The 23,788-nt window shown below is 68.5% G+C and carries 21 protein-coding genes and 2 pseudogenes; 9 read left to right on the forward strand and 14 right to left on the reverse strand.

Annotated features, from left to right (window positions below):
- Nucleotides 1-32 precede the first annotated feature (32 nt).
- Both ACIBHX_RS13535 and ACIBHX_RS13540 read left to right on the forward strand, forming a co-directional pair.
- Nucleotides 33-1,946, forward strand: coding sequence for a Tn3 family transposase (locus ACIBHX_RS13535; protein ID WP_397067235.1), 1,914 nt, complete (start codon nt 33-35; stop codon nt 1,944-1,946).
- Between the two features lie 169 nt (nt 1,947-2,115).
- Nucleotides 2,116-2,922: a helix-turn-helix domain-containing protein gene (locus ACIBHX_RS13540; protein WP_397067236.1), complete on the forward strand. Its 807-nt coding sequence runs from the start codon at nt 2,116-2,118 to the stop codon at nt 2,920-2,922.
- Between the two features lie 21 nt (nt 2,923-2,943).
- On the opposite strand, the pseudogene ACIBHX_RS13545 reads toward ACIBHX_RS13540, so the two are convergent.
- A pseudogene (locus ACIBHX_RS13545) lies at nt 2,944-3,486 on the reverse strand (Tn3 family transposase); the annotation flags it as partial.
- 314 nt (nt 3,487-3,800) lie between these two features.
- Between ACIBHX_RS13545 and ACIBHX_RS13550 the strand changes: the two are divergent.
- Complete coding sequence (locus ACIBHX_RS13550; RefSeq protein WP_397067238.1) at nt 3,801-4,313, forward strand: GNAT family N-acetyltransferase; 513 nt, start codon at nt 3,801-3,803, stop codon at nt 4,311-4,313.
- 45 nt (nt 4,314-4,358) lie between these two features.
- Here the strand turns inward: ACIBHX_RS13550 and ACIBHX_RS13555 are convergent, their stop codons facing one another.
- Both ACIBHX_RS13555 and ACIBHX_RS13560 read right to left on the reverse strand, forming a co-directional pair.
- Entirely contained in the window at nt 4,359-4,574 is a 216-nt protein-coding gene (locus tag ACIBHX_RS13555; RefSeq protein WP_397067239.1) for a hypothetical protein, read from the reverse strand.
- Between the two features lie 907 nt (nt 4,575-5,481).
- Nucleotides 5,482-6,102, reverse strand: coding sequence for a class I SAM-dependent methyltransferase (locus tag ACIBHX_RS13560; RefSeq protein WP_397067241.1), 621 nt, complete (start codon nt 6,100-6,102; stop codon nt 5,482-5,484).
- 71 nt (nt 6,103-6,173) lie between these two features.
- Between ACIBHX_RS13560 and ACIBHX_RS13565 the strand changes: the two genes are divergently transcribed.
- Nucleotides 6,174-6,611 (forward strand): MerR family transcriptional regulator, encoded by a 438-nt coding sequence (locus ACIBHX_RS13565; RefSeq protein ID WP_397067242.1) that lies wholly within the window; start codon nt 6,174-6,176, stop codon nt 6,609-6,611.
- A 34-nt stretch (nt 6,612-6,645) separates the two neighbouring features.
- On the opposite strand, the gene ACIBHX_RS13570 is transcribed toward ACIBHX_RS13565, so the two are convergent.
- A complete protein-coding gene (locus ACIBHX_RS13570; RefSeq protein ID WP_397067244.1) occupies nt 6,646-7,098 on the reverse strand; it encodes a winged helix-turn-helix transcriptional regulator in 453 nt (150 codons plus the stop codon).
- A gap of 86 nt (nt 7,099-7,184) precedes the next feature.
- On the opposite strand from ACIBHX_RS13570, the gene ACIBHX_RS13575 reads away from it, so the two are divergent.
- The gene (locus tag ACIBHX_RS13575; protein WP_397067245.1) at nt 7,185-8,426 is read left to right on the forward strand and encodes an MFS transporter; all 1,242 of its coding nucleotides are present in this window, start codon (nt 7,185-7,187) and stop codon (nt 8,424-8,426) included.
- A 97-nt stretch (nt 8,427-8,523) separates the two neighbouring features.
- Here the strand turns inward: ACIBHX_RS13575 and ACIBHX_RS13580 are convergent, their stop codons facing one another.
- The 5 genes from ACIBHX_RS13580 to ACIBHX_RS13600 form a co-directional block, all read right to left on the reverse strand.
- Nucleotides 8,524-9,435 carry a hypothetical protein gene (locus ACIBHX_RS13580; RefSeq protein WP_397067246.1) on the reverse strand — a complete coding sequence of 304 codons (912 nt, stop codon included), beginning with the start codon at nt 9,433-9,435 and terminating at the stop codon, nt 8,524-8,526.
- 277 nt (nt 9,436-9,712) lie between these two features.
- Nucleotides 9,713-10,465 (reverse strand): 3-keto-5-aminohexanoate cleavage protein, encoded by a 753-nt coding sequence (locus ACIBHX_RS13585; protein ID WP_397067248.1) that lies wholly within the window; start codon nt 10,463-10,465, stop codon nt 9,713-9,715.
- A gap of 26 nt (nt 10,466-10,491) precedes the next feature.
- On the reverse strand, nt 10,492-11,679 hold the full coding sequence (locus ACIBHX_RS13590) for an SRPBCC family protein (RefSeq protein WP_397067250.1): 1,188 nt from the start codon (nt 11,677-11,679) through the stop codon (nt 10,492-10,494).
- 67 nt (nt 11,680-11,746) lie between these two features.
- On the reverse strand, nt 11,747-12,340 hold the full coding sequence (locus tag ACIBHX_RS13595; RefSeq protein WP_397067252.1) for a TetR/AcrR family transcriptional regulator: 594 nt from the start codon (nt 12,338-12,340) through the stop codon (nt 11,747-11,749).
- A gap of 55 nt (nt 12,341-12,395) precedes the next feature.
- Complete coding sequence (locus ACIBHX_RS13600) at nt 12,396-12,827, reverse strand: hypothetical protein (protein ID WP_397067254.1); 432 nt, start codon at nt 12,825-12,827, stop codon at nt 12,396-12,398.
- 188 nt (nt 12,828-13,015) lie between these two features.
- Here ACIBHX_RS13600 and ACIBHX_RS13605 point away from each other — a divergent pair, with 188 nt between their 5' ends.
- Nucleotides 13,016-14,275: a sensor histidine kinase gene (locus ACIBHX_RS13605; protein ID WP_397067256.1), complete on the forward strand. Its 1,260-nt coding sequence runs from the start codon at nt 13,016-13,018 to the stop codon at nt 14,273-14,275.
- Nucleotides 14,260-14,907: a LuxR C-terminal-related transcriptional regulator gene (locus tag ACIBHX_RS13610; protein ID WP_397067257.1), complete on the forward strand. Its 648-nt coding sequence runs from the start codon at nt 14,260-14,262 to the stop codon at nt 14,905-14,907. Before ACIBHX_RS13605 ends, ACIBHX_RS13610 begins: the two co-directional genes overlap by 16 nt.
- Nucleotides 14,908-14,915: 8 nt before the next feature.
- Here ACIBHX_RS13610 and ACIBHX_RS13615 read toward each other — a convergent pair whose 3' ends face one another.
- On the reverse strand, nt 14,916-15,884 hold the full coding sequence (locus ACIBHX_RS13615; RefSeq protein WP_397067259.1) for an aldo/keto reductase: 969 nt from the start codon (nt 15,882-15,884) through the stop codon (nt 14,916-14,918).
- 88 nt (nt 15,885-15,972) lie between these two features.
- On the opposite strand from ACIBHX_RS13615, the pseudogene ACIBHX_RS13620 reads away from it, so the two are divergent.
- Nucleotides 15,973-16,781, forward strand: a pseudogene (locus ACIBHX_RS13620) (type I glyceraldehyde-3-phosphate dehydrogenase).
- 52 nt (nt 16,782-16,833) lie between these two features.
- Here ACIBHX_RS13620 and ACIBHX_RS13625 read toward each other — a convergent pair.
- The 4 genes from ACIBHX_RS13625 to ACIBHX_RS13640 are packed head-to-tail and all read right to left on the reverse strand — an operon-like array spanning nt 16,834 to nt 22,445.
- Nucleotides 16,834-18,861 (reverse strand): dipeptide ABC transporter ATP-binding protein, encoded by a 2,028-nt coding sequence (locus tag ACIBHX_RS13625; protein WP_397067261.1) that lies wholly within the window; start codon nt 18,859-18,861, stop codon nt 16,834-16,836.
- A 2-nt stretch (nt 18,862-18,863) separates the two neighbouring features.
- Nucleotides 18,864-19,754 carry an ABC transporter permease gene (locus tag ACIBHX_RS13630; RefSeq protein WP_397067263.1) on the reverse strand — a complete coding sequence of 297 codons (891 nt, stop codon included), beginning with the start codon at nt 19,752-19,754 and terminating at the stop codon, nt 18,864-18,866.
- Entirely contained in the window at nt 19,751-20,710 is a 960-nt protein-coding gene (locus ACIBHX_RS13635) for an ABC transporter permease (protein WP_397067265.1), read from the reverse strand. Before ACIBHX_RS13635 ends, ACIBHX_RS13630 begins: the two co-directional genes overlap by 4 nt.
- 4 nt (nt 20,711-20,714) lie before the next feature.
- On the reverse strand, nt 20,715-22,445 hold the full coding sequence (locus tag ACIBHX_RS13640) for a peptide ABC transporter substrate-binding protein (protein WP_397067267.1): 1,731 nt from the start codon (nt 22,443-22,445) through the stop codon (nt 20,715-20,717).
- A gap of 203 nt (nt 22,446-22,648) precedes the next feature.
- Here ACIBHX_RS13640 and ACIBHX_RS13645 point away from each other — a divergent pair, with 203 nt between their 5' ends.
- Complete coding sequence (locus tag ACIBHX_RS13645) at nt 22,649-23,773, forward strand: ROK family protein (RefSeq protein WP_397067269.1); 1,125 nt, start codon at nt 22,649-22,651, stop codon at nt 23,771-23,773.
- Nucleotides 23,774-23,788 lie beyond the last annotated feature (15 nt).

Genomic DNA, 23,788 nt, shown 5'->3' on the forward strand with positions numbered 1-23,788 from the left:
GCGGCGGCGAACGAGGCCGGTACAAGGCGCGGGTGCGCACGGTGTTGCGTTCGGCCTACTCGGCGCACTGGCGGCGGATGCTCAAGCCGTTGCTGAAGTCGCTGGACCTGAAGTGCAACAACACCGCGTATCGGCCGGTGATGGACGCGATCGACCTGCTCCAGCGGTATCTGGACCAGCCGTTGAAGGAGGGGGCGTTCTTCGAGGCGGCGGAGTCGGTCCCGCTGGAGGGCGTGGTGCCGGACCAGTGGCGGGCCGCGGTGGTGGACGACAAGGGCCGGGTGGAGCGGGTCCCCTACGAGTTGTGCGTGGTGGTCGCGCTGCGGGACGCGTTGCGGCGCCGGGAGATCTGGGTCGCGGGGGCGAACCGGTGGCGCAACCCGGAGGACGACCTGCCGGCCGACTTCGAGGACAACCGCGACGTGCACTACGACGCGATCCGACACCCCCAGGACCCGGACGCGTTCGTCGAGGCCCTTCAAACGCAACTACGGGACTGCCTGGACAGGTTCGAGAAGGCGCTGGTCGAGGACACCACCGGTGGGGTGGCGATCGTGCGGCGGCACGGCGAGCCGTGGATCAAGGTCTCGCCTCGGCCGAAGCAGGAGGAGCCCGAGCACCTGACCGCGATCAAGACCGAGATCGAGCGTCGTTGGGGGACGATCGATCTCCTGGACATCCTCAAACACGCCGAGTTCGACACCGAGTTCCTGTCCGAGTTCACCTCGGTGGCCACCCGGGAGAACCTGCCCTGGCCGGTGTTGCGCCGGCGGTTGCTGCTGGTGCTGTTCGGGCTCGGGACGAACATGGGCATCAAGCGGGTCGCGGTGACCGGCAAGCACGGCGAGTCGGAGTCGACGCTGCGGCGGGTGCGGCACCTGTTCGTCAACCGGGCCAACCTGCGCGCGGGGCTGGTGAAGCTGGTCAACGCCACGTTCGCCGCGCGGGACGAGTCGTGGTGGGGCACGGGGACCGCGTGCGCGTCCGACAGCCGCAAGTTCGGGTCCTGGTCCTCGAACCTGATGACCGAGTGGCACCAGCGGTACCGCGGACCCGGGGTAATGATCTACTGGCACGTGGAGCGCAAGTCGGTGTGCGTGTACTCGCAGCTCAAGTCGTGTTCGGCGTCCGAGGTCGCGGCGATGATCGAGGGTGTGTTGCGGCACTGCACGGACATGGTGGTCGATCGGCAGTACACCGACACCCACGGCGCCTCGATCGTCGGGTTCGCCTTCGCCCACATGCTGGACTTCAGGTTGCTGCCCAGGCTCAAGAACATCGGGTCGGCGAAGCTGTACCGGCCGGCTGCCGGCGAGGACGAGAGGTGGCCCACGCTGGCCCCGGTGCTGTCCACCCGCACGATCGACTGGGACCTCATCCGGCAGCAGTACGACCAGATCGTGAAGTACACCACCGCGCTGCGGTTGGGCACGGCGGAGGCCGAACAGGTGTTGCGGCGCTTCACCCGGGGCGGGCCCAAGCACCCCACCTATCGGGCGATCGAGGAGTTGGGCCGCGCGGTGCGTACCTCGTTCGTGTGCGACTACCTCGCCGACGTCGAACTGAGGCAGGAGATCCACGAGGGGTTGCAGGTCGTGGAGAACTGGAACTCCGCGAACCAGGACCTGTTCTACGGCAAGGACGGCGACCTCACCGGCTCCGACAAGGAGAGCCAGGAAGTCTCCATGCTCGCGCTCCACCTCATCCAGGCCGCATTGGTCCATGTAAATACCCTGCTGATTCAGCGGGTCCTGTCCGAGCCGAAGTGGGCGGACACCCTGGACGACGCCGACCGGCGGGGCCTATCGCCCCTGTTTTGGACCCATGTGAACCCGTACGGGAGGTTCGAGCTCGACATGAACACCCGCCTGGACCTCGCCGACGAACCGCCGGCCGCGGTGCCCCATCCGCGCGCATCGCAGGAGACGGCGCCGACGCCGGGCTGACACACGGCCCCGATCGAAAGGGCGAACGGGGGTCCGGACCACCGGTGCCGGGGCACAGCCCGCACGGCTGACGACGTGCCACACCCCCTTGAGGCAGTCTCTGAAAGGGTCACCTTCGCGGGCGGGACGAAAGCCGTCGCGCACGTGGGCGGCGGTAAAGTCGATCTGCATGACACATGACGACGAACGGCTCGGTTCCTTTCTGCGCAGTCGCCGGGAGAAGATCGACGCCGCCTCCGCCGGTGTCGTCGACAACACGAGACGGCGGGTCAAAGGGCTGCGCCGTGAGGAACTGGCCCTGCTCGCCGGGCTCAGCCCGTCCTACTACGCCCGGATCGAGCAGGGCCGCGACCGGCATCCCTCCCGCGAGATCCTTGCAGCTCTCGCCCGTGTGCTGCGTCTGGACGACACCGAGCGGGCCTACTTGTGGTCCCTGGCGATGCCGCCGCTGGCACCGGCGGACAACGACACCGCACCGGCCCCTCCTGTGCGGCCCGGGGTACTGCACCTGCTGGAGCGATGGGCCGACCTGCCCGCGTTCGTCGTCGGCCCCGGGCGCGACGTACTGGCCGGGACCGCGCTCGCCGCCCGGGTGAACCCTGCCTGGAGCACGGGGCACAACCTGATCGAGTTCACGTTTCTCGATCCGCGTGCGCGAACGATCTATCCCGACTGGGAAGCGATCAGCCTGCAGGCCGTCGCAGGTCTGCGCGCCACCGCCGCCACGCGCCGCGCGGAACTCGACGGCTTCGTGGCGCACATGCGCGAGCGCAGCGAGACGTTCCGTGCTCTGTGGGACTCACACGACGTCTACGAGCGGGTGATGGGCGAGAAACGGCTGCATGTCGACGGGGTCGGCATCCTCCGCCTCAGCTTCGAGACCTTCGGGCTCGCCGGCCCCGAGGGCCACGTCCTGTACGTGTACTTCCCCCAGCCCGGCAGCACAGAGGACCAAGCGCTGCGCGGCCTCGCCTGACAGACCGGCCGTGCGGATGACCTTGCCGATCTCGCGGAACGCCGTGTAGGTGGCGTTGCGACGCGAGCCGGACAGCCGACGCAGCAGCGGGACGGAGGAGATGATGCCCTCGCGCATCGAGACGATCACCCGCATCAGGTGCCGGAAGTGGGCTCGATCAGGAGCCAGTCGATGACGTTGCGCCTCGCCTCGCCGAACAGCGCGTCGATGTGCTCGTAAGCCGCTGTGCGCGAGCGTGTGGGATATCCCGTGAGTTCCCGTGAGGGTTACTGAGCTCTCGTGCCTGTGGTCAGGGCCTTCTTCCTCGCTCGTGTGGTGTAGGCCCGTCTGACGTAACTTCGGAATTCCTGAAGCGTTCTCATCTCGTCCGACCGATCCGCGGTCCAGGTGAAGGCGAGGGGGCTCGGGTTGGCGCTGGCAGCGGTGCGGGACCTGCGCGAGCGTCGCGCGCCCGCCACGGCGGAGGAACTGGACCGGTTCGAGACCGACGTGCTCGCCGGGTTCGTCCTGGCGCGTGCGTCGGCCGGTCTGGCGGATGCCACGATCCGGGGTGACGTCGGGCATCCGAACAGGTGCGGGCGTGGTTCGGCCGCCCGTTGTGGGAGATGGAACCGAAGGATGCCGACGGCTACTTCGGACGTGTGCTGCGCGAGTCGCCAAGCGGCACAAGGTGACAGCGGCCAGTCCGCATTCCCCACGTATGGCCAGTTACAAGGTCACCCTTCGTGACGCTGTTGCCTGCGAAAACTGAATCTTTCTCGGCCGTGATACCGGAACTCCCGCCGACACGGCAGAGCCGGCCTGGACGGCTCCGACCGAACCGACCGGCAAACGCCTCGCCGCAGCGTCCGGGCGGACAGCATCATGATGTGATGCCCATGCACATCACGGCCTGCCGACAAGAAGATCTGGATGCGCTGGAGGAACGCCTGCCATCCTCCAGCGCCGTCTCCTACCACGCTCAGCGTTTCGCCCGACAGGTCACGGGAACGAGCACGTTCCTGGTGGCCTGGCCGGACGACCTGCCGGCCGGAATCTGCGAGGTCCGTTGGGACGGCTGCGCGGCGTCGGAAGTGAGGGCCGTCGTGGCGGGCTGCCCGGAGATCAACGGTTTGCACGTCGTCGATGCGCTGCACTCCCGCGGGATAGGCAGCGCCCTGATCCTCCACGCCGAACGGCTTGCCTCCGAACGAGGCGCGCACCTCATCGGACTCGGAGTCGACGATCGCGGGAATCCGCGAGCCGCAGCACTCTACGCCCGCTTGGGATACCGGCCCACCGTCCGCTATCTGGATCGCTACTTCTACACCGACGACACGGGCGTCGAGCACCCGGTCGAAGACCCCGCCATCTTCCTGGTCAAGCAGCTCGCTCCCAAGCCCCAGCCGTGACAGGCAGACGCCCTCCCGCCATCAACGCAGAGTGACGAATCGCGGTCAGATAGCCCCCACCAACTGGCCGCCAGCGGGGAATCGCAACTGGCCACCAATAACAAGGCTCGCCCGCGCGCAGTCGATGACCAGGCCGTCGTCCACCGCGTCGAGCGCGGCGGCCTCCTCGGCGTCGGCGAGTGCCCGGTGGAGCGAGGCGACCGACGGGTTCCTCCCGGTGTTCTTGCCGGTCTTGATGAAGAGCTTCGTGTACCGACGCACGATACGTGTCACCGTCGCGGCCCGCCGAACTGCGGCTGAACGCGAAACGAAGCAGGACAGTTGACACCAACGAGGCAGCGTTGTTGTCACCGACGTCGAGTTTGCAGCTTGTTGTCACCATCTGCGGTTGCCGTCGGAGTTCTGGCCTGCGATGGACTCCAACGGTGACCGCCATCAGCACGCGCCGGGGATCTTGGTGCAACAATCCTGCCTTTGTGACGCCTATCGTGCTTTGGCTCACTTCGTCGCGATCTCGGGCACCAGGACGCCGCGCGATCAGTTACAGAGAGCTACTCGCCACTTCGTCGCAGCTATACGAGCGCAGGGCCGACACGCCGAGTTCCGCACCATCGACTGGGTCATGTCGTCATGCAGGAGGCGTTCAGCGACAAGCCGGCCCAGGCCCCAAGCTGCGCCTACCGTGGACGGCGACCTGGCCGGCCCTGCCACCCGGAGGCGGCAGCGCGGCGCCCTCCAGTTCGGACTGACCGTCTTTTTCGCCGTACGGGATCCAGAGCTAGCGATGACCACGGAGCAGTCCGGCGTCGATGAGTACGACGCGAACGTCGTGTGCGAAGCCGACGGTGCACCTCAATCTCGGCGCCAACGGCTGTACCGATGTTCCCCAAGGCCGAAATCGCGCCCAGGGCAAGCCGGGGGAGCGCGGTCACGCCCAGCGCCACCATCGGCAAGCTCCTGCTCACCCCTATACCCGTCGATGGCGATGGCGAGGTCTTGATGCGCCTTGTCCAGGTAGGCGTGTGCGGCGGTCAGGTCGAACGGTGAGCGTAGCGGGAGGGTCGTCGAACAGCTCGACCATCACAGGCAGGTCGTCAGCGGTCCACTCCCGCAGGACGAGTCCGGAATCGGATGTCGGCGGGGGAGCTGGTCGGTGTGATATTTGCGGTCATGAGGGGATGCCGGTCGGATTGTTGGCAAGCACACAGGCAACGGGCGGGTCGAGCTCGAGGGTCTCGACCCGGAGATGGGTGAAGCCGGCCTGGGTGAGCATGTTCTGGAGCTCTTGGGCGGCTTGGGCCGTGGTGTCCCGGGTGGCACCGGGGCAGCGGGGCTGGCTGACGAGCGCAATGCGTCCTGCGGGGCGGAGCAGGCGGCGCAGCTCGCGAAGCCGCTCCACCGGGTCGAGCCAGAACCCCACGGAGTTGACGGCGAGGATGGCATCGAGCGGATCGCCGAAGCTCGGCAACCGCTCCACGGAGGCGTGCGTGAGGTGTACGCGGTGGGCGCGGACGGCGGCGGCGTTGCGACGGGCGGCCCGCCGGACCATGGCATGCGAGTGGTCGATGCCGAAGACGTGGCCCCGGGTGGCGCGGCCGGCGAACTCGGCGATGGCGATGCCAGGACCGAAGCCGATCTCGAGCACCCGGTCGGTGGGCTGCACGTCCAGCAACGACACCGCCCAGATGTTGCGCTTCCGGTTGGAGGGGCGATGAGCGAACATCCAGCCGTTCGCCCACCCGACGATGCCCCGGGGGTGATGGGCCTGGCGCACCAAGTATCTGATCACGCGTTGCTTGAGAGATTTGCCTGCTGTCTGCATGATCGCCAGTCAACGGCTTCAAGTACGCTTGAAGTCAAATGAGTGAGCTGTTGACGATCGGCGAGCTGGCGAGCCGCACCGGTGTCGCCACCTCCGCTCTGCGCTACTGGGAGGAGCTCGGCCTGCTACCGGTGCCGGCCCGGGTCTCAGGCCAACGGCGTTATCCGCCATCGGCGGTCGGGCTGGTCGGTGTGGTGGTGTTGCTGCGAGATGTCGGTTTCACGTTGCGGGAGGTCAAAGCGTTCATCGCGTCTCGTTCGCCGGCCGGCGACGGTTGGCGGGAGCTGTGCCAACGCAAGCTCACCGAGCTGGATCAACGGATTGCCCAGGCTCAGGTGGCACGCACCGCCGTCGCCCATGGCTTGGCCTGCCCGCACAAGGACATCTTCGAGTGCTCCAACTTCGCCAGCGGGATCGCGGCGCTCCTGGCGGGACGTTCACTCGAAGAGGCTCACGAAGAGGCTCATTCGCACTGACCTTGCCGTCGAGTTAGGCAGCCTTACTGCCGGCTCAGGCCGTTTTCCGGACGTGCGACGCCTCGGCGGAGAGCGGCGCGCCGTCTTGGCCGAGCGGGTGGAGTTCGGGAAGCTCCCGTCCTTGGTCGTCGACGAGAATGGAGTGCGGCTCGTCTGGGGCGAAGGCGTGGCGCTCGCCCCATTGGCGCAGGGCGACGACGGCCGTGAAGAGGTCCTGCCCGGCTTCGGTGAGCCGGTACGTGTGTCGCCTGCCGTCGGTGGCGGCGTTCTTGTCAAGGATGCCGTGCTCGACGAGTTTGCGGAGCCGGTCGGTGAGGATGTTGCGGGCGATCCCCAGCCGCTGATGAAACTCGGTGAAGCTCGTCGCCCCGTCCATCGCGTCGCGGATGATCAGCAGGCTCCACCGGTCGCCTATCAGGTCGACGGTCCGTGCGACCGGGCAGGCCGGGTCGGTCCAAGCGCTTCCTGCAGCGAGTGTGACGTCCACTGGCCCCCTCCGTGATGAGTTGCAATCTGCAACCAGTATGCCCTAGCTTCGAATGAGTTGCATTTTGAAACTTATCGGAGGGTGGTATGACCAGGAGGCAGCGGGCCGTGCTCGCGCTGGTGTGTGCAGTGGCGGTGTCGACCATCTACGGCATCCAGCCGGTCCTCGAGGCCGCGGGCGAGGACCTCGGGCTGAGGCGAGGAGCGCTGGGGTGGCTGGTCGCCGCCGGTCAGATCGGCTATCTCGCGGGTCTGGTGCTGCTGGTCCCGCTCGGTGACCTGTTCGACCGCCGCAGACTCATCACCGTGCACTTGCTGCTCACCGCAGTCGGTGCGGGGGTGGCCGCCGCCGCACCCAGCGGTGGCATCGCGATCACGGGTCTGGCCCTGGCCGGACTGTTCGCCGTGGTCGTCCAGATCACGGTGGCCTACGTCGCCGCCGTCTCACCGGCCGGCGAGCGCGGCCGTAACATCGGAGCGGTCACCTCGGGCGTGGTCATCGGGATCCTCGCAGTGCGGGTGGTCGCGGGCGCACTGGGCGAGCTGACCGACTGGCGTATGGTCTACCTCGTCATCGCCGGGATTTGCGCGATGCTCGCGCTCGCCGCCCGATTCACTCTCGAGGCCGACATCCGCCGCCCCAGAGTCCGGTACGGCCAGCTGCTGTCATCGCTGGGTCGTTTGGTCGTCGGCGACCGGCTCTTCCTCAGCCGGGGACTGGTCGCGTTCTTCCTGTTCGCCTCCTTCGGCACGCTGTGGAGCGGACTGGCGCTCCCGCTCGGCGACGCGCCGTGGCACTTCGGCACTACCGAGATCGGATTGTTCGGACTCGCCGGTCTCACCGGGACGCTGGGCGCGGCCCGGGCCGGCCGATGGGCCGATCGGGGCCTGGCCCCCTCGGTCACCGGCTGGTCGCTGGCCCTGCTCACAGCCTCGTGGCTGCTGATCGCTCAAGCGGGGTCATCGCTGTGGCTGTTGATCATCGGCGTCATCGTCCTGGACTTCGCTGTGCAAGCCGTTCACGTCAGCAGCCAGCACCTGCTCACCACCGCCCGCCCCGACCAGAACAGCAGCGTCATCGGCGCCTACATGGCCTTCTACTCCCTCGGCTCCGCGCTCGGTGCGATCACCACCACCTGGGCCTACAGCGCCGCGGGCTGGTCGGCCGCCAGCCTGCTCGGCGCGGCCTACGCCGCGCTCGGACTCCTCGTCGCCACCTCAACCCGACGTTTCGCCGCCCTACCGCGGGCGCGACATCGGCCCGGGACTCCTACAGCTCCGGCGAGCCGCACAGGTAGCGATCGGTCACCTTCCAAGTCCGGCACGTAGCGACTCAAGTGGACGTACCCGACGAACGCGACCGCATCTTCACGGCGGAGCAGGCCCGCACGTACAACCTCAGCTACGCCGGCCCGGCGGCTGTGGCCTAGGAGGCGCAGTTAGCCGGGACCAGCTTGCGTAGCGTGCTGAGCTGTTTGGCGAAGGGGGCGGTGGGCGGCAGCCGCCAGGTCTGGATGAGCTTTTCCGCGGCGTCGAGGTGGGCGACCTCCTCGCAGCCAGCGACCTGGAGCTCGAGCTGGCCCCATTTGAGCTGGGTGTCGATGAGGATGCCGGTGTGCTGGACCGGCGCGTTCTCCCGGTTGAAGTCGGGCCTGGCGGTGAAGACGTCCAGGGCGCGCTGCATCTGGGCACGCCCTTCGGGATACTGCTGGAGGCCGAAGAGGATCAGGGCGCGCTGCCTGACGGCCGCGGTGTACTCCTGGACGTTCCTGGCGTTCTCCTCGGCGTGCGCGGTCATCCGCAGCGCCCTGGTGGTCTCGCCCGACTGCCACAGCTCCTGGGCCACGGCGTAGAACTCCACGGAGGTGACCAGGCGGGGGATCGTCTCGGCCAGGTCGGCGGCCTGGCGCGCGAGCATGACCCGGTCGGTGTTCAGGCTGCTCGCCATGTTGGCGTAGTAGTCGACGGATTCGGTGCCTGTGGCCTTGGCGCTGTCGCGTACGGTGGCCAGCATCTCGCGCTGGATCGCGGTGAGCCGCTGCACCAGCGTGGTGAGCTTCTCCCGCTTGGCCTGGTCGTCGGCCTGAGACAGGTCCAGGCGCGACAGCACCGAGAACACGGCCGACACCGCGAGGGCGACCAGCGCGATGATCGTGGCGGGCTCGCGCCACCAGGGCTTGGCCCTGCGGGCGGCCTCCACCTGGAGCGCGTCGATCTCCCGGCCGCGCAACGCGAGCTGCTGCTCCAGTTGCTCGACGTGTACTTGGAGCGCTCCAAGAGCTCTGGCCTGCCGGAAGTTCTGGGTGGCGGCCGAGTCCTCTGTCCCTGCAGCGGTCACGATCGGATTGACTCATGACCGGATAACGCCAACAACCCTTTGACCGAGCTTGTAAAGATTTGCGCACTAAGTAGAGGGAATGGGTCGGGGCGGTAACCGCCAGGACCTGGGCGACACAGACCCCTCTTGCGGGCGGGGCCCTCCGCTCAGGTTCGCACGTTTTCGCAGGCCACAGCGGGTGACGCAGGCCTCGCTGGAGTACGGGTTTCGGTCCGGGCGTTCGGGGATGAGTCCGACACCAGAGCGGTTGACCGAGGACGAACCGGTCCGGACGGTCTCAACCGGCCTGCAGCTTGGTGAGGGTCAGGCCGGAGGCCGACGACGCCACCACGGCGCCCTCGGCGAGGGCGGGTTCGATCTCGGCGTACAGCTGGGTGACATGGTCGGCTCCCTTGAGGCCGAGCCGCTCCCGGGCCTGTGCCGGGGTGGCGACCTCATGCCCGAGCGCCTCCACGATGGCGCGGATCTTGCGTACCTGGCCGGCGTTCGACGTCGTGAGCTCGCCAGGCCCGATGAACAGGCTGTCCTCCATGCCCACCCGCAGGTTGCCGCCGAGCATGGCGGCCTGCGTCGCGAACGGCATCTGGTGGCGTCCGGCGGCCGGCACCGACCACTCGTAGCTGTCGCCGAACAGCCTGTCCGCCACCGTGTGCATGTGCTGGAGGTTGTCGAGGTCGGCACCGACACCGCCGAGCACACCGAAGACCATCTGCACGAAGAAGGGCGGCTCGAGCCAGCCCTGGTCGATGAGCCAGGCCAGGTTGTAGAGGTGGCCGAGGCCGTAGCACTCGAACTCGAACCTGGTCCCGTGGCCGTGTCCGAGTTCCTTCACGACGTACTCCAGGTCGGCGAAGGTGTTCTTGAAGATGAAGTCGCGCGTCATCTCCAGGAAGGCCGGCTCCCAGTCGTGCTTCCACTGCGAGTACTTCTGCAGCATCGGGAAGATCCCGAAGTTCATCGAGCCGACGTTCAGTGAGGCCATTTCCGGAGAGGCCGCGACGGCGGCCCGGAGCCGCTCCTCGCGGGTCATGCCGAGGCCTCCGCCGGTCGAGACGTTCAGGCGGTGAGAGTGGGGATGGCGTCCCCGTGATCGCGTTCGGCGGCGGCGCCTTCCACCCACGACCGGTAGGCGTCCAGGACGAGGCCGTGGAAGTGATGCACGCCGTGCTCGGACAGTCCTGAGCCGGACGGGTCGTAGACGATGCGGCCCTGGTCGAAGGCAGGGGTGCTCATGCCACGCTGGACGCTCTCCACCAGCGCGATGTCCTGCTGCTGCAGCACCTCGTCGACGTACCGCACCGACTGCACCTCGGCGTCCTGGAGCTCGGCCGTCTCGAAGTAGAAGTCCCAGGTCTCCAGGGTCCGGTCGGGACCGGCCGGAACGACCTGGAAGACCATGAAGTTGCCGCGACCAGGATAGCGCAGCAGGCAGGTGTTGGGCCACAGCCACCACACCGCGTGCTGCGTGACCGACGCGCCCGAGACGTCGTACGCGGCGTTCTCGTGCTTGCCGGCCTCGGCGAAGTGGCTCGACCAGATGCCGTGGGTCTTCACCTCGTAGGTGTCCATGTCGACGAGGTCGACGAACTCCTTGTGGGCGATGTGGCAGTGGTAGCACTCCAGGAAGTTGTCGATGACGTTCTTCCAGTTGGTGGTGACGTCGTACGTCAGCCTCTTGGCGTGGGTCAGCCGGGCGACGTCGGGGGCCCATCTGGCGATGTCGGCCGCCAGATCGCCGGCCTGCTCGCCCAGGGGGGTGGCGCCCGGGTCCAGGTTCACGTAGACGAACCCGCCGAACTCCTCCACCTGCACCTGGTCCAGACAGATCTCGCTCTTGTCGAAGGTCGCCATCCTGTCGGCGCGGCGGGCCGCCTTCAGCTGCCCGTCCAGGCCGTAGGTCCACGCGTGGTAGGGGCAGACGATGTTGCGTGTGGTGCCGGAGCCCGTGAGCAGCACATGGGCGCGGTGCTTGCAGACGTTGTAGAAGGCGCGCAGCGCTCCGCCGCGATCTCGGACGATCGCGATCGGCATGCCGGCCACGGTGGCCGACACGTAGCTGCCCGGCGACTCGAGCTTCTCCACGTGGCAGATCCACTGCCAGGTGCGGGCGAAGATCGCCCGGAGGTCGACCTCGAGCCACTGGGGGTCGGTGTACGCCTCCGACCGCAGCGACATCGATCGTTGGGGGTGCTCGTGGAACCCGGCGCCGACGCGGCGCACGTCGGCCGCCGTGACTGGTGCCATGAGGAGAGCGTACGAAGGTTTGAACGATCGTTCAATACTTTTCTGGACGTTCGTTCAAAGTCGTCGGTCAGTCTGCGAGCGCGATCTCCTCGCAGCGGGCGACGCTCCTGCTGATCGAGGCGTGGTCGAGCCCCAGCAGGGCGGTGAGCCACAAGCCGTTCTGGACGACGTCGATGTCGGCGGCCCGCTCACCGCACTCGTCGCTCGACAGCCCGGGGCGGGCCGCGCTGATGAGGGCGGCGAGCCCGGCGCGGTAGCGTTTCTGGGCCCCCGTGTTGATGCGCTCGAAGTCCTCGTGGGCCTGGGCCAGCGCCCAGAGCTGGAGCCGCAGGGACAGGTACTCCGTCGTCAGGAACTTCGGGTCGGCCACCCGCTTGAGCGCCGCGCGCAGCCGTTCCTCCGGTTCCAGGGTGAGGTCCGGCTCGACGATCGCGATGTCCTGCTCCTCGATGCGGTGCAGGGCCGCGCGGATCAGGCTGGTCTTGTCCTCGTAGTAGTAGTTCACCAGCCCCAGCGAGACCCCGGCCTCGCGCGCGACGGCCCGCATGCTGACCCCGGAGATGCCCTGCAGGGACAGGAGCCGAAGCGCCGCCTCCAGGATCCGCGCCTGCCGGTCAACCTTCTCATCGGCGTTCACCGCGCGCACGGACCTCGCACTCACATCCACAACCTTAGTGACGGCGAGAGGGTCATGCGAGCGGCCGCCCTGGAGGTGGTCAGCGGGATTTGGGGAAGGCGGCGCGCAGCTGGGATCCGTTGGCGACGAAAGCGGCTGCGGCGATGGCGAGGGCGCAGGCGGCCTGCAACATGATGAACCACACGGGAAGGGTGCCGGGGATCACGTCGATGGCGATGATCGCGAACGGCATGATGATCGAGATGATGCGCACGCGCAGGTAGGCCCAACGTGCTCCCCGTGAGGCGAGCACGGTCAGCCAGTAGGTCACCGCGGCGCTCGCGAGCACTCCGCCTGATCGGCCCCACATGAACGGGGTCACCGTGTGGTCGGTGACGGCGAGGATGACGACCGTGATGAGGACCCCGGCGCTGAGCGCCCCGTAAGCCGCGACTAGGGTCTTTGCCCTGGCGAAGGCTCGTTGCGTGCCGGGGTGGTCGGTGTGAGCGGCCCCGGACTTGGTGGTTTTCATAGGTGTTTCTCCCCTTGGGTCGTCTGGCGTGGTGTCGACGTTAGGGAGCGCCTGAGGGGTGCGGTATGGGCCTGGCCGTACGGGTGGGTGGGGCTGGACCCACTTCGGAGCCGATCCGGGAGGTATCGGGCTCCGTGCGGTGCACAGTGGGAACGCCGGACGACGGGTCGAGGAGAGAAGGAAGGACCATGCGACAGCTGGTGTCGTGGGTGGCGAGTGCCTGCGTGGGGTTCGTGCGAGCGTGCGTTGTGCTGGTCGTCAGCATGCTGGTCCCGGCCGTGTGGGCCGCCGCGGCGGGGCTGTGGATCTGGTGGTGGGGAGGAAACCCGTGGGCGGGGATAGCGCCGTTGGTGTGGGCGTGTATCGGCACGTTCGCCCTGACCCGCCCGGTGTGCTGGATGGTCCGCGCCCTCGTCGCGAAGTGGACGGGCACCGTCATCCCCGCCGGATATCGGCAGGCCCCGCCGGTGACACAGATGGCGACCGGGTACTGGTGGAACGGCTACTCCTACGAGCGCAGCCGTCGGGACGCCCTCATGGACCAGCGGTTGCGAACCCGGTGGCGCGATCCCGCCATCTGGCGTGACCTGCGGTTCACGGCGATCGCACCGATCACCGCGGGAGTGATCTGCGCGATCCCGCCGGCCGGAGTTGCGGCGGCGGTCCTCGAGTTCAGCCAGTCAGCGCTGCCCGGGCGCCTTGCCGGAGTGCTCGGCCTGGTGGTGGCGATCGCCAGCGCCCCGTATTGCTGGCGGTCCGTCGAGCCGGTAGCCGTCCGCTTCCTGGGCGCGTCATCCGCGATGGCGCTGGCGGAGCGGGTGGATGAGCTGACGGCCCAGCGTGCGGATACCACGGTCGCGCAGGCCGCCGAGATCCGCCGGATCGAGCGGGACCTGCACGACGGAGCGCAGGCACGCCTGGTCGCGCTGGGGCTCTCGCTGGCGACCGCGGAGAAGCTCATGGAAACCAACCCGGCCCAGGCCAAGGCGCTGATGCGGGACGCGCGGGTCGGCGCCGCCACGTCGCTGACCGAGCTGCGCGACCTGGTCAGAGGCATCAGTCCGCCGGTGCTGAACGAGCGAGGGCTCGTCGATGCCGTTCGCGCTCTCGCCATGGACAGCCCGCTCGAAGCGGATGTCAGCGCCGACGTCCAGCTGCGCCTGGACCCGCCGATCGAGTCCGCCGTGTACTTCGGAGTCGCCGAACTGGTGACCAACGCGGCCAAGCACGCCTATGCGACCCGGGCGCGGATCTCCATCGCCTGGGACGAAACCGGGATCGTGGTCGACGTCGAGGACAACGGGCGAGGCGGGGCCACCGTACGAGCGGGCGGTGGACTCGACGGGCTGCGCCGCCGCCTCGCGGTCTTCGACGGCACCCTTGCGGTCACCAGTCCGGCAGGGGGTCCAACACGTGTGAGGATTGTGGTGCCATGCGAATCGTTGTAGCCGAAGACCTCTACCTCCTGCGCGACGGGATGGTCCGCCTCATCGAGGCGTACGGGCACCAGGTGGTGGCGACTGCGACCACCGGACCCGAGACGCTCGACGCGCTGCTGAAGTGGCGGCCGGACGCTTCCGTCGTCGACGTCCGCATGCCGCCGACCCAGTCGGACGAGGGACTGCGGGCGGCCCTCGCCGCCCGCGCCGAGCTGCCGGGGCTGCCGATCCTGATCCTTTCGCAGCACGTCGAACAGCTGTACGCCCGCGAGCTCCTGGCCGACGGCGCCGGTGGCATCGGCTACTTCCTCAAGGACAGTGTGTTCGACGCCGACCAGTTCATCGACGCCCTGGAACGCGTCGCCGAGGGCGGGACCGCCATGGACCCGGCCGTCATCGCCAAGCTGCTGTCCAGCGGGTCCTCGAACCGGCGACTCGGACGGCTCACCGAACGCGAACACTCCGTGCTCGCCCTCATGGCGGAAGGATTGTCCAATCAGGCCATCGGCCAGCGGCTCTTCCTCAGTGAAAGCGCCATCAGCAAGTACACGACCTCCCTGTTCGGCAAGCTCGGCATCACCGACGACGACAACAACAACCGCCGCGTCCTGGCCGTCCTCGCCTACCTGAACAACCCCTGACGGGCACGCTATTCGTGGCCGCTGACCGGGTGCGGCCGATAGGGCGCCTCGAGGCGCTCGATCTCCTTCTCGTCCAGCGTGATCCCCACCGCGGCGACCGCGTCCTCCAGGTGCGAAAGCTTGGTGGCCCCCACGATCGGCGCGGTGACGCCGGGCTTGCCCAGCAGCCACGCCAGCGCGATCTGTGCCGGAGATACGTCGTGCTCGCCCGCCACCGCCCGTACGGCGTCCACGACATCGAAGTCGTCGTCGGAGTAGAGAGCCTCGGCGTAGGCGTCGGTGTTGGCCCGGGTCGTGGATCGGACGCCGCCGCGTTCCCAGGTCCCGGCCAGCATCCCCCGGGCGAGCGGGCTCCACGGCACCAGGCCCACCCCCTGGTCGAGGCAGAGCGGGATCATTTCCCGCTCCTCCTCCCGGTAGACCAGGTTGTAGTGGTTCTGCATGGACACGAAACGCGTCGGAGCGACGTGCTGCGCCTTGGCGAACTGCCAGGCGTACATGCTCGAGGCTCCGATGTACCGCGCCTTGCCGGACTTCACCACGTCGTGCAGCGCCTCCATCGTCTCCTCGATCGGCGTCTGGTAGTCCCACCGGTGGATCTGGTAAAGGTCCACGTAGTCGGTCCCGAGCCGCCTCAGCGAGGCATCGATCGAGTCGAAGATGTGCTTGCGCGACAGCCCGGCGTCGTTGGGGCCGTCCCCCATCGGGAAGTACACCTTCGTGGCGAGCACGTAGTCCTCGCGGCGCGGGAACAGCTCCGTCAGCAGCCGCCCGGTGATCTCCTCGCTGACCCCTTTCGAATACATGTCCGCGGTGTCGAAGTAGTTCACCCCCGCCTCGACCGCGGCCCGCACGATCGGCCGCCCGCCATCCTCGTCCAGGAACCACGCGCGCTGCGCCGGGTCCCCGTAGCTCATCATCCCCAGACAGATCCGCGAAACCTTCAGCCCTGACGTTCCCAGCCGCACGTAATCCATGACCCGACCTTATCCCCGGGCAGACCGACGACTGAGGTTACGGGTTGCGCCTGCCGGCCTCGGTGATGTGGACCAGGACGGCGCTGGGATGACTGTTCGTGTTGGTATCAATGGTTTCGGACGGATCGGGCGGAACTTCTTCCGGGCGGCCGCGGCACGCGGAGCGGACCTGGAGATCGTCGCGGTCAACGATCTCGGCGAGGTGGCGACCATGGCCCACCTGCTGGCCTACGACTCGATCCTGGGCCGCTTCCCGGGACAGGTCGCCGCCGAGCCGGGCGCGATCCGCGTCGGACATGCGACGGTGCGGGTGCTGGCCGGGCGCGATCCGGCCGGCCTGCCGTGGGGTGAGCTGGGCGTGGACGTGGTCATCGAGTCCACCGGGGTGTTCACCCAGGCGGACAGGGCCCGCGCGCACGTCGACGGCGGCGCCAAGAAGGTCGTCATCGCCGCCCCGGCCAGCGGCGAGGACGTCACGATCGTGCTGGGCGTCAACCAGGACTCAACATCGCGCCGACCTCCAGCGGCGCGGCCAAGGCGATCGGGCTGGTGCTGCCGGAGCTGCGCGGCCGGCTCGACGCCTTCGCGCTGCGGGTGCCGGTCCCGACGGGCTCGGTCACCGATCTCACGGTGACCACGCTGCGTCCCACCACGGTGGAGGAGGTCAACCGGGCCTACGCCGAGGCGGCGGCCGGGCCGTACCAGGGGCTGCTGTCGTACACCGAGGCGCCGATCGTCAGCCAGGACATCGTCACCGATCCCGCATCCTGCGTCTTCGACGCCCAGCTCACGCGGGTGCTCGGGTCGCAGGTCAAGGTCGTCGGCTGGTACGACAACGAGTGGGGGTACGCCAACCGCCTCATCGACCTCACCCTCATGATCGGCCAGACCCTCTGACCGGTCACGAGGCCCGCCACGTGCCGGGTGGGCCCCGGCACGTGGCGGCGGGTCAGGCGGCCGCTTCCTCGCGCAGCGGGAAGTGGCAGGCGACCTGGTGGAGGCCGCCCCGCAGCGGGGGCTCGGTGGCGCAGATGTCCCGCGCCACGGGGCAGCGGGTGCGGAATCGGCACCCGGTGGGCGGGTTGATCGCGCTCGGGAGCTCGCCGCGGATGGCCGTGGCCGGGCTGGGCGTGCGGGACGGGTCGGGGGAGGGGACGGCGTCGATGAGCGCCTGGGTGTAGGGGTGGCGCGCGGCACGGACCACCTCGCGGGCCGGCCCGACCTCGACCAGCTTGCCCAGGTACATCACGCCGATCCGGTCGGCCATGTAGTCGACCACAGACAGGTCGTGGCTGATGAACACGTACGACAGGCCGAGCTCGCGCTGCAGGTCGCGCATGAGATTGAGCACCTGCGCCTGGATGGAGACGTCCAGTGCGCTGACCGGCTCGTCGGCCACGATCAGCCGCGGTTCCAGCGCCAGCGACCTGGCCAGTCCGATGCGCTGCAGCTGCCCGCCGGAGAACTCGTGCGGGTAGCGCTCCAGCGCCCGCCGCGACAGCCCGACCTGGTCGAGCAGCTGGTTGATGCGGTTACGGCGGGCCGCGGAGTCGCCGACCTGCTGGATCTCCAGCGGCTCTGACAGGATGGCGTCGATGCGCATGCGCGGGTTCATGGCCGCGTAGCTGTCCTGGAACATCAGCTGCACCTGCCGGTGCATGCGGTGGCGGGCGCGCCGGTCCAGGGTGGCGATGTCGGTGCCGTCGACGATGATCTGTCCGCCGGTGGGCGTTTCGAGCCCGGCCACGAGGCGGCCGACGGTGGACTTGCCGCAGCCGGACTCGCCCACGATGCCGAGCGTCTCGCCGGCCTTGACCTCGAAGGACACCTCGGCCACGGCCGAGACCCTGCCGGGGCTCCTGCCGAAGCCGTCGCCGCTGGCCTCGTACTCCTTGACCAGCTCCCGCACCGACAGGATCGTGTCCGCGCTCTCCGGCGCCTCATGGGGCGTGGCGGCCGAGCCCACGATCGTGAGAGCCTCGGTGACGGGGTGCAGGCAGGCGAACTGGTGCAGGTCGGCGGTCTCGCCGGCCGTACGGCCCGCGTCCGCGGAGTGCGGGTCGGCGATGAGGCGGACGTCGGTGGTGCGGCACTCGTCGGTGGCGAAGCGGCAGCGCGGCGCGAAGCGGCACCCGGTCAGCGGCCGTGACAGGTCCGGCGGCAGGCCGGGGATGCTGTAGAGCCGCCCGTCGGCCGCCGACTCCGGCAGCGAGTTCATCAGCGCCTGGGTGTAGCGGTGGCGCGGCGAGCGGAACAGCTCGGCCGTGGTGGCGGTCTCCACCACCCGCCCGGCGTACATGACGGCGACCCGGTCGGCGCGGTTGGCGATCACTCCGAGGTCGTGGGTGACCAGGATGACCGCCATCTTGAACTCTTCGCGCAGGTCGTCGATGAGCTCGAGGATCTGGCGCTGGGTGGTGACGTCCAGCGCCGTGGTGGGCTCGTCGGCGATGAGCAGGCGCGGGGAGCGGATGAGCGCCATGGCGATGACCACGCGCTGGCGCATGCCGCCCGACAGCTGATGCGGATAGTCGTCGACGATCTTGTCGGGGCGGGGCATGCCGACCCGGCGCAGGATCTCGATGGCCCGCTCGCGCGCCTCGGCCTTGCTCAGGCCCTGGTGGACGCGCAGGGGTTCGGCGACCTGAGCGCCGATGCGCATGGTGGGGTTGAGCGAGGTGAGCGGGTCCTGGAAGACCATGCCCATCTCCACGCCCCGCACCCGGCGCAGCTCCTCGGCGGGCAGGGACTGCAGGTCCCGCCCGTCGAAGAGGATCTGCCCGCCGGCGACCTGGCCGCCGGGCGGCAGCAGCCCCATGATCGACAGTACGGTCATGGTCTTGCCGCTGCCCGACTCGCCCACGATGCCGAGCGTCTCGCCCTGCCGTACCTCCAGGTTGACCTGGTCGAGGGCGTGCACGGTGCCGCGCCGCAGCGCGATGTCGGTACTGAGGTCGACAAGCCTCAACAAGCTCACGGCTATCTCCTCCTGAGGCGGACCTCGAAGACGTCCCTCAGCCCGTCGCCGATGAAGTTGAAGGCGAGCACGATGAGGATGATGGCGATTCCCGGCGGATACAGCAGCCACCAGTGGCCGCTGAAGGTGTCGGACAGCCCGTCGGAGAGCATGCCGCCCCAGTTGGCCGCGGGCGGCGGCACGCCCAGGCCGAGGAAGGACAGGTAGGCCACGTACAGGATCGCGTCGGCGATCTGGAAGGTGGCGTTGACGATCACGGTGCCGATCGCGTTGGGGATGATGTGCCTGCGTACGGCGCGGCCGCCGGTGCCGCCCATGCCGCGCATGGCCATGACGTACTCGCGGGTGCGCAGCGTGAGAGCCTCGCCGCGGACCAGGCGGGCGGGCCCGAGCCAGGCGAAGGCGCCGATGATGACGATCAGCATCGGCACGGTCGGGGTGACGATCGAGGCCATGAGCATGAACAGGAACAGCGCCGGGATCGACATCATGGCGTCGACCACGCGCATCATGACCGCGTCCAGCCAGCCGCCGGCGAATCCGGCGATCGCGCCCCACACGGTGCCGACCACGGTGGCCAGCAGGCCTGCCGCCAGGCCGACCACGATGGAGGTCTGCCCGCCCAGCATCAGGCGGCCCAGCTGGTCGTAGCCGACGCCGTCGGCGCCCAGCGGGTGGCCGGCCGTACCGGGGGACAGGAAGACCTTGGCCAGGTCGGTGTGGACCTGGTCGGTGTGGTAGAAGATCGGCCCGAGGAAGCAGAAGGCCGACAGCAGGACGAAGATCGCCACGCCGACCAGGGCCAGCCTGTTCTCCGAGAAGACTTCCAGGCCCTGCCGCCACATCGAGCGGACCGGCGCCTCGTCCTCCTGGGGGTTTGCAACAACGGTCATGAGCGGCCTGCCTTGAGTCGCACGCGCGGGTCGACCGCGGCGTAGAGCACGTCGGCCACCAGCGCGCCGAGCACGGTGGCCACCGAGATCAGCAGCGTGACGCCGAGCAGGATCGGGTAGTCGCGTTTGAGCGCCGACTGCCAGAACAGCAGCCCCATGCCCGGGTAGTTGAACAGCCGCTCGACCACCAGGGCGCCGGAGAACAGCGCGGGCAGATACATGCCGAGCAGGGTGATGACAGGGAACAGGCCGTTGCGCAGCGTGTGCCCGACGATCACCCGGCTCTCCGACAGGCCCTTGCTGCGGGCGGTGCGCACGTAGTTCTCGTTCAGGTTGTCGACCATGGACGAGCGCACGTACCGGGAGTAGACCGCGACGGTGAGGATGGCCAGCGTGACGGTGGGCAGCACCAGCCCCGCCGGGTCGGCCAGCACCTCGGCCATGGTGAACCCTTGCGGAGCCTCGGGCGGCAGGACCGGCCACACCTGCGAGAACAGGATGATCATCATGAGGCCCATGAAGAAGATCGGTGTGGCGTAGGCGAGCAGGGAGGCGGCGTTGATGGTGTAGTCGGGCCACTTGTTGCGGCGCACGGCCTGCACCACACCCAGCGGGATGGCGACCACGATCGCCAGCAGGGTCGAGGCCAGCGACAGCAGCATGGTCTTGGGCAGGCGCTGGCCGATGGCCTCGGCCACCGACTGGTTGAGCTGGAAGGAGTAGCCCAGATCGCCGCGGACCAGCCGCTGCAGGTACAGCGCGTACTGCTCCCACAGCGGCCGGTCGTATCCCATCTCGTGGTTGAAGGCGGCGATCTGTTCCAGCGTCGCTTCCTTGCCCAAGATGGCCCGCGCCGCGCCGCCTGGCAGGAAGTGCAGGATCACGAACGTGATCAGCGTCACCAGGATCACGATGACCAGGGCCTGGCCCAGGCGCATCAGGAGGTAGCGGGCCATCGGGTCAGCTCTTCCAGGACCAGTCTTGGAAGTACATCAGGTTCATCGGGTCCTGTGGGTCGACGCCCTGCAGGTCGGACTTGTAGGCCGAGACCTGGTAGACGGGGTTGGGCATCCACAGCACCGGCAGATCCTTGGCCAGGAAGTCGTTGTAGGCGGTCAGCGCGCCGGCGTCGGCGGAGAACTGAGCCTTGTCGATGAGCTGGTCGGCCTCGGGGTTGGAGTAGCTGCCGAGGTTGACCGGGGCGTCGGTCTGGAACAGCCGCTCGCCGGAGGCGAAGGCCGGGTAGTACCAGCTGCCCTGGGAGCCGAAGAACGACATGTCCCACGAGCACTTGGCGTCCGACGGCTTGCAGGCCGGGGTGACCGCGACGGAGTCGGGCACCTCCTTGATGGCCAGCTGGATGCCGAGCTTGGACATCTGGGACTTGATCTCGGCGAACATCTTGGAGGTGGCGGTGAAGCCGGACTGGCTGGTGACGGTGAAGCTCAGCGGGGTGCCGGCGGCGATGCCGTCACCGCACTTGGCGGCGTCCTGGCAGGTGGTCTGGCCGTCGGGCGTGACCTTCCAGCCGTTGGCCTCGAGCAGCTGCTTGGCCTTGGCGGGGTCGAAGGCGTAGGCGCAGCCCTGGCCGGCGGGGGCGCCGGGCTTGGCCGGGACCGGTCCGCAGGTGGGGGCGGCCATGTCGGACCAGATGACCTTGCTGATGGTCGGCTGGTCGATGAGCATCTGCAGCGACTGGCGCAGGTAGGGCTGCTTGAACAGCGCGCCGGTCTTGGGGTTGTTGAAGTTGAGCTGCAGGTAGGTGATCGACCACCCGTACCAGGGGGAGATCTTGTAGCTCTTGGACTCCAGGTAGGACTTCTGCGACAGGTTGGCCGGCGGGATGTAGCCGTAGTCGATCTGGCCGGCGCGCAGGACGTTGAACTCGGCGTCGTCGCCGGTGAACGGCCGCAGCACGATCTTGTTGAGCTTGGGCTTGTCGCTGCCGGAGTAGGTGTCCTGCTTGGCCAGGACGACCTCGCCGCTGGGGACGTAGCTGGCCAGCTTCCACGGGCCGCTGTTGGTCTTCCACAGCGGGTTGGTGGCGTAGGACTTGGGGTCCTTGGCGGCGTCGGTCAGCTGGGTGAAGGTCTGCTTGGCGTCGCCCTTGTCCCAGGCGTGCTGGGGGATCGGGACGATGCGGTTGAGCTGGTTGTCGACGAACCAGGCGGTGTTGTAGGCCTTCTTGGTGGTCAGGGAGAAGGTCTTGTCGTCCTTGACCTGGAAGCTGGCGATGTTGTCGGGGAAACCGCCGGGCTTGTAGGAGGCCCACTTGTCCTTGTTGGTGGTGACCAGGTCCCACCAGAACTTGATGTCCTTGGTGGTGATGGGCTTGCCGTCGGACCAGGTGTTGTCCTTGAGCGTGATGGTCAGCGTCTTGCCGCCGTCGCTGACGGCCGGCGGCTGGGCCAGCGACCGCTCGGTGTCGATGTTGTCCTGGCTGGCCCCGTCGAGCTTGTAGGCGTACAGCTTGCGGTACAGGGCGGTGGAGAAGATCTCGTTCTCGCCCTGGGTGAAGCCGGGGGCCGAGATCGGCAGGATCCAGTTGGGCGTGCGGAAGGCCACCGTGACGGTGTCCTTGCCTTGGGCGCTGCCCTGTTGCGAACTGCTACCGGCGCCGCCACCACTACAGGCGGTCAAGCCGAGCCCGAGGGCGGCCAGGCCGCTCACGATGCGGATTCTCGTCCCCATGGTTCTCCTCGTCGAACGTGCGCGTGCCCTTCTGGGGTCGCTCAGCGGGAGAATGTATTGACTGGTTTGCAGGAAGTCAATCCGAAAAATGCACTTTGTTCACCGGACTTATTTCGGGGTAGAGTCCGCGTCCTAGACATCTTTCGATGATCGTCGTCGTGCTCGATGATGGGCACATTCAGTGGCTCATCAGGAGGAGAGGCATGTCGGATCCTGCCAACCTGCGCGAGCAGGCGCTCAGCCTTCTGGCGAGCGGCAAGGCCACCTCCCGCGCGGATTTGGTGGAGATCCTGCAGGTCGCCCCCTCGACGGTGTCCACCGTGGTGCGCCGGCTGCTGGAGGACGGCGCGATCTTGGAGGAGGGCGTCGGCCAGTCCACCGGCGGGCGCCGGCCCAAGATCCTGCGCCTGCGCGACTCGGGCGGCGTGTACGCCGTGGCCGAGCTCGGCGCCAGACACGCCCGGGTCGGCCTGTGCTCGCCCAGCGGGCGCCTGCTTGCGGCCGAGGAGACCGCCATCGATATAGGAGCTGGCCCCGCGAAGATCTTCCATGAAGTGAGCGAGGCCTTCGACCGCATCAGGGCCGCCAAGGCGCCCGGCCAGAGCCTGCTGGCCGTCGGCATGGCGCTGCCGGGCCCGGTGGACTTCCCGCACGGCCGGCTCATCGGCCCGGCCCGCATGCCCGGCTGGAGCGGCTACGACGCGCAAAACGACCTGCGCGACCGCTTCCAGGTCAGCGTGGTCGTCGACAACGACGCCAAGGCCGCCGCGATCGGCGAGGACGCCGTCCGCCGCGAGCCAGGCGACATGATCTACGTCAAGGCCGGCACCGGCATCGGCGGCTGCCTGGTCTCCGGTGGCCAGGTCTACCGCGGCGGCCGCGGCCTGAGCGGCGACGTCACCCACGTGCGGGTGGCCGACAGCGGCGAACGCGAGTGTTCCTGCGGCAGCCGCGGCTGCCTGGAGACCGTCGCCAGCGGCGCCGCGCTGGTGCGCGAGCTGGCCGAGCGCGGCCTTTCCGTGGCCAGCACCCGCGACGTCATCGCCGCCACCGAGAACGCCGACCCCGCCGTGGTCACCCTGGTACGCCAGGCCGGCCGGCTGCTCGGCGTGGCCCTGTCGGGCCTGGTCAACTTCCTCAACCCCGACAGCGTCGTCATCGGCGGCTCCCTGTCGAGCCTGGACGTCTACGTGGCGGCAGCCAAGGGCATGCTCTACGAACGCTGCCTGCCCTCGCTGACCCAGTCCCTGTCCATCGAGGCCAGCCTGGCCGGCCCGGATGCGGCCCTGATCGGGCTCGGCCATCTGGTGCGCGAATACACCGCCTGAAGGAGCTCTGCCATC

The sequence above is a fragment of the Nonomuraea sp. NPDC050536 genome (genome assembly GCF_044457685.1).
Lineage (GTDB): Bacteria > Actinomycetota > Actinomycetes > Streptosporangiales > Streptosporangiaceae > Nonomuraea.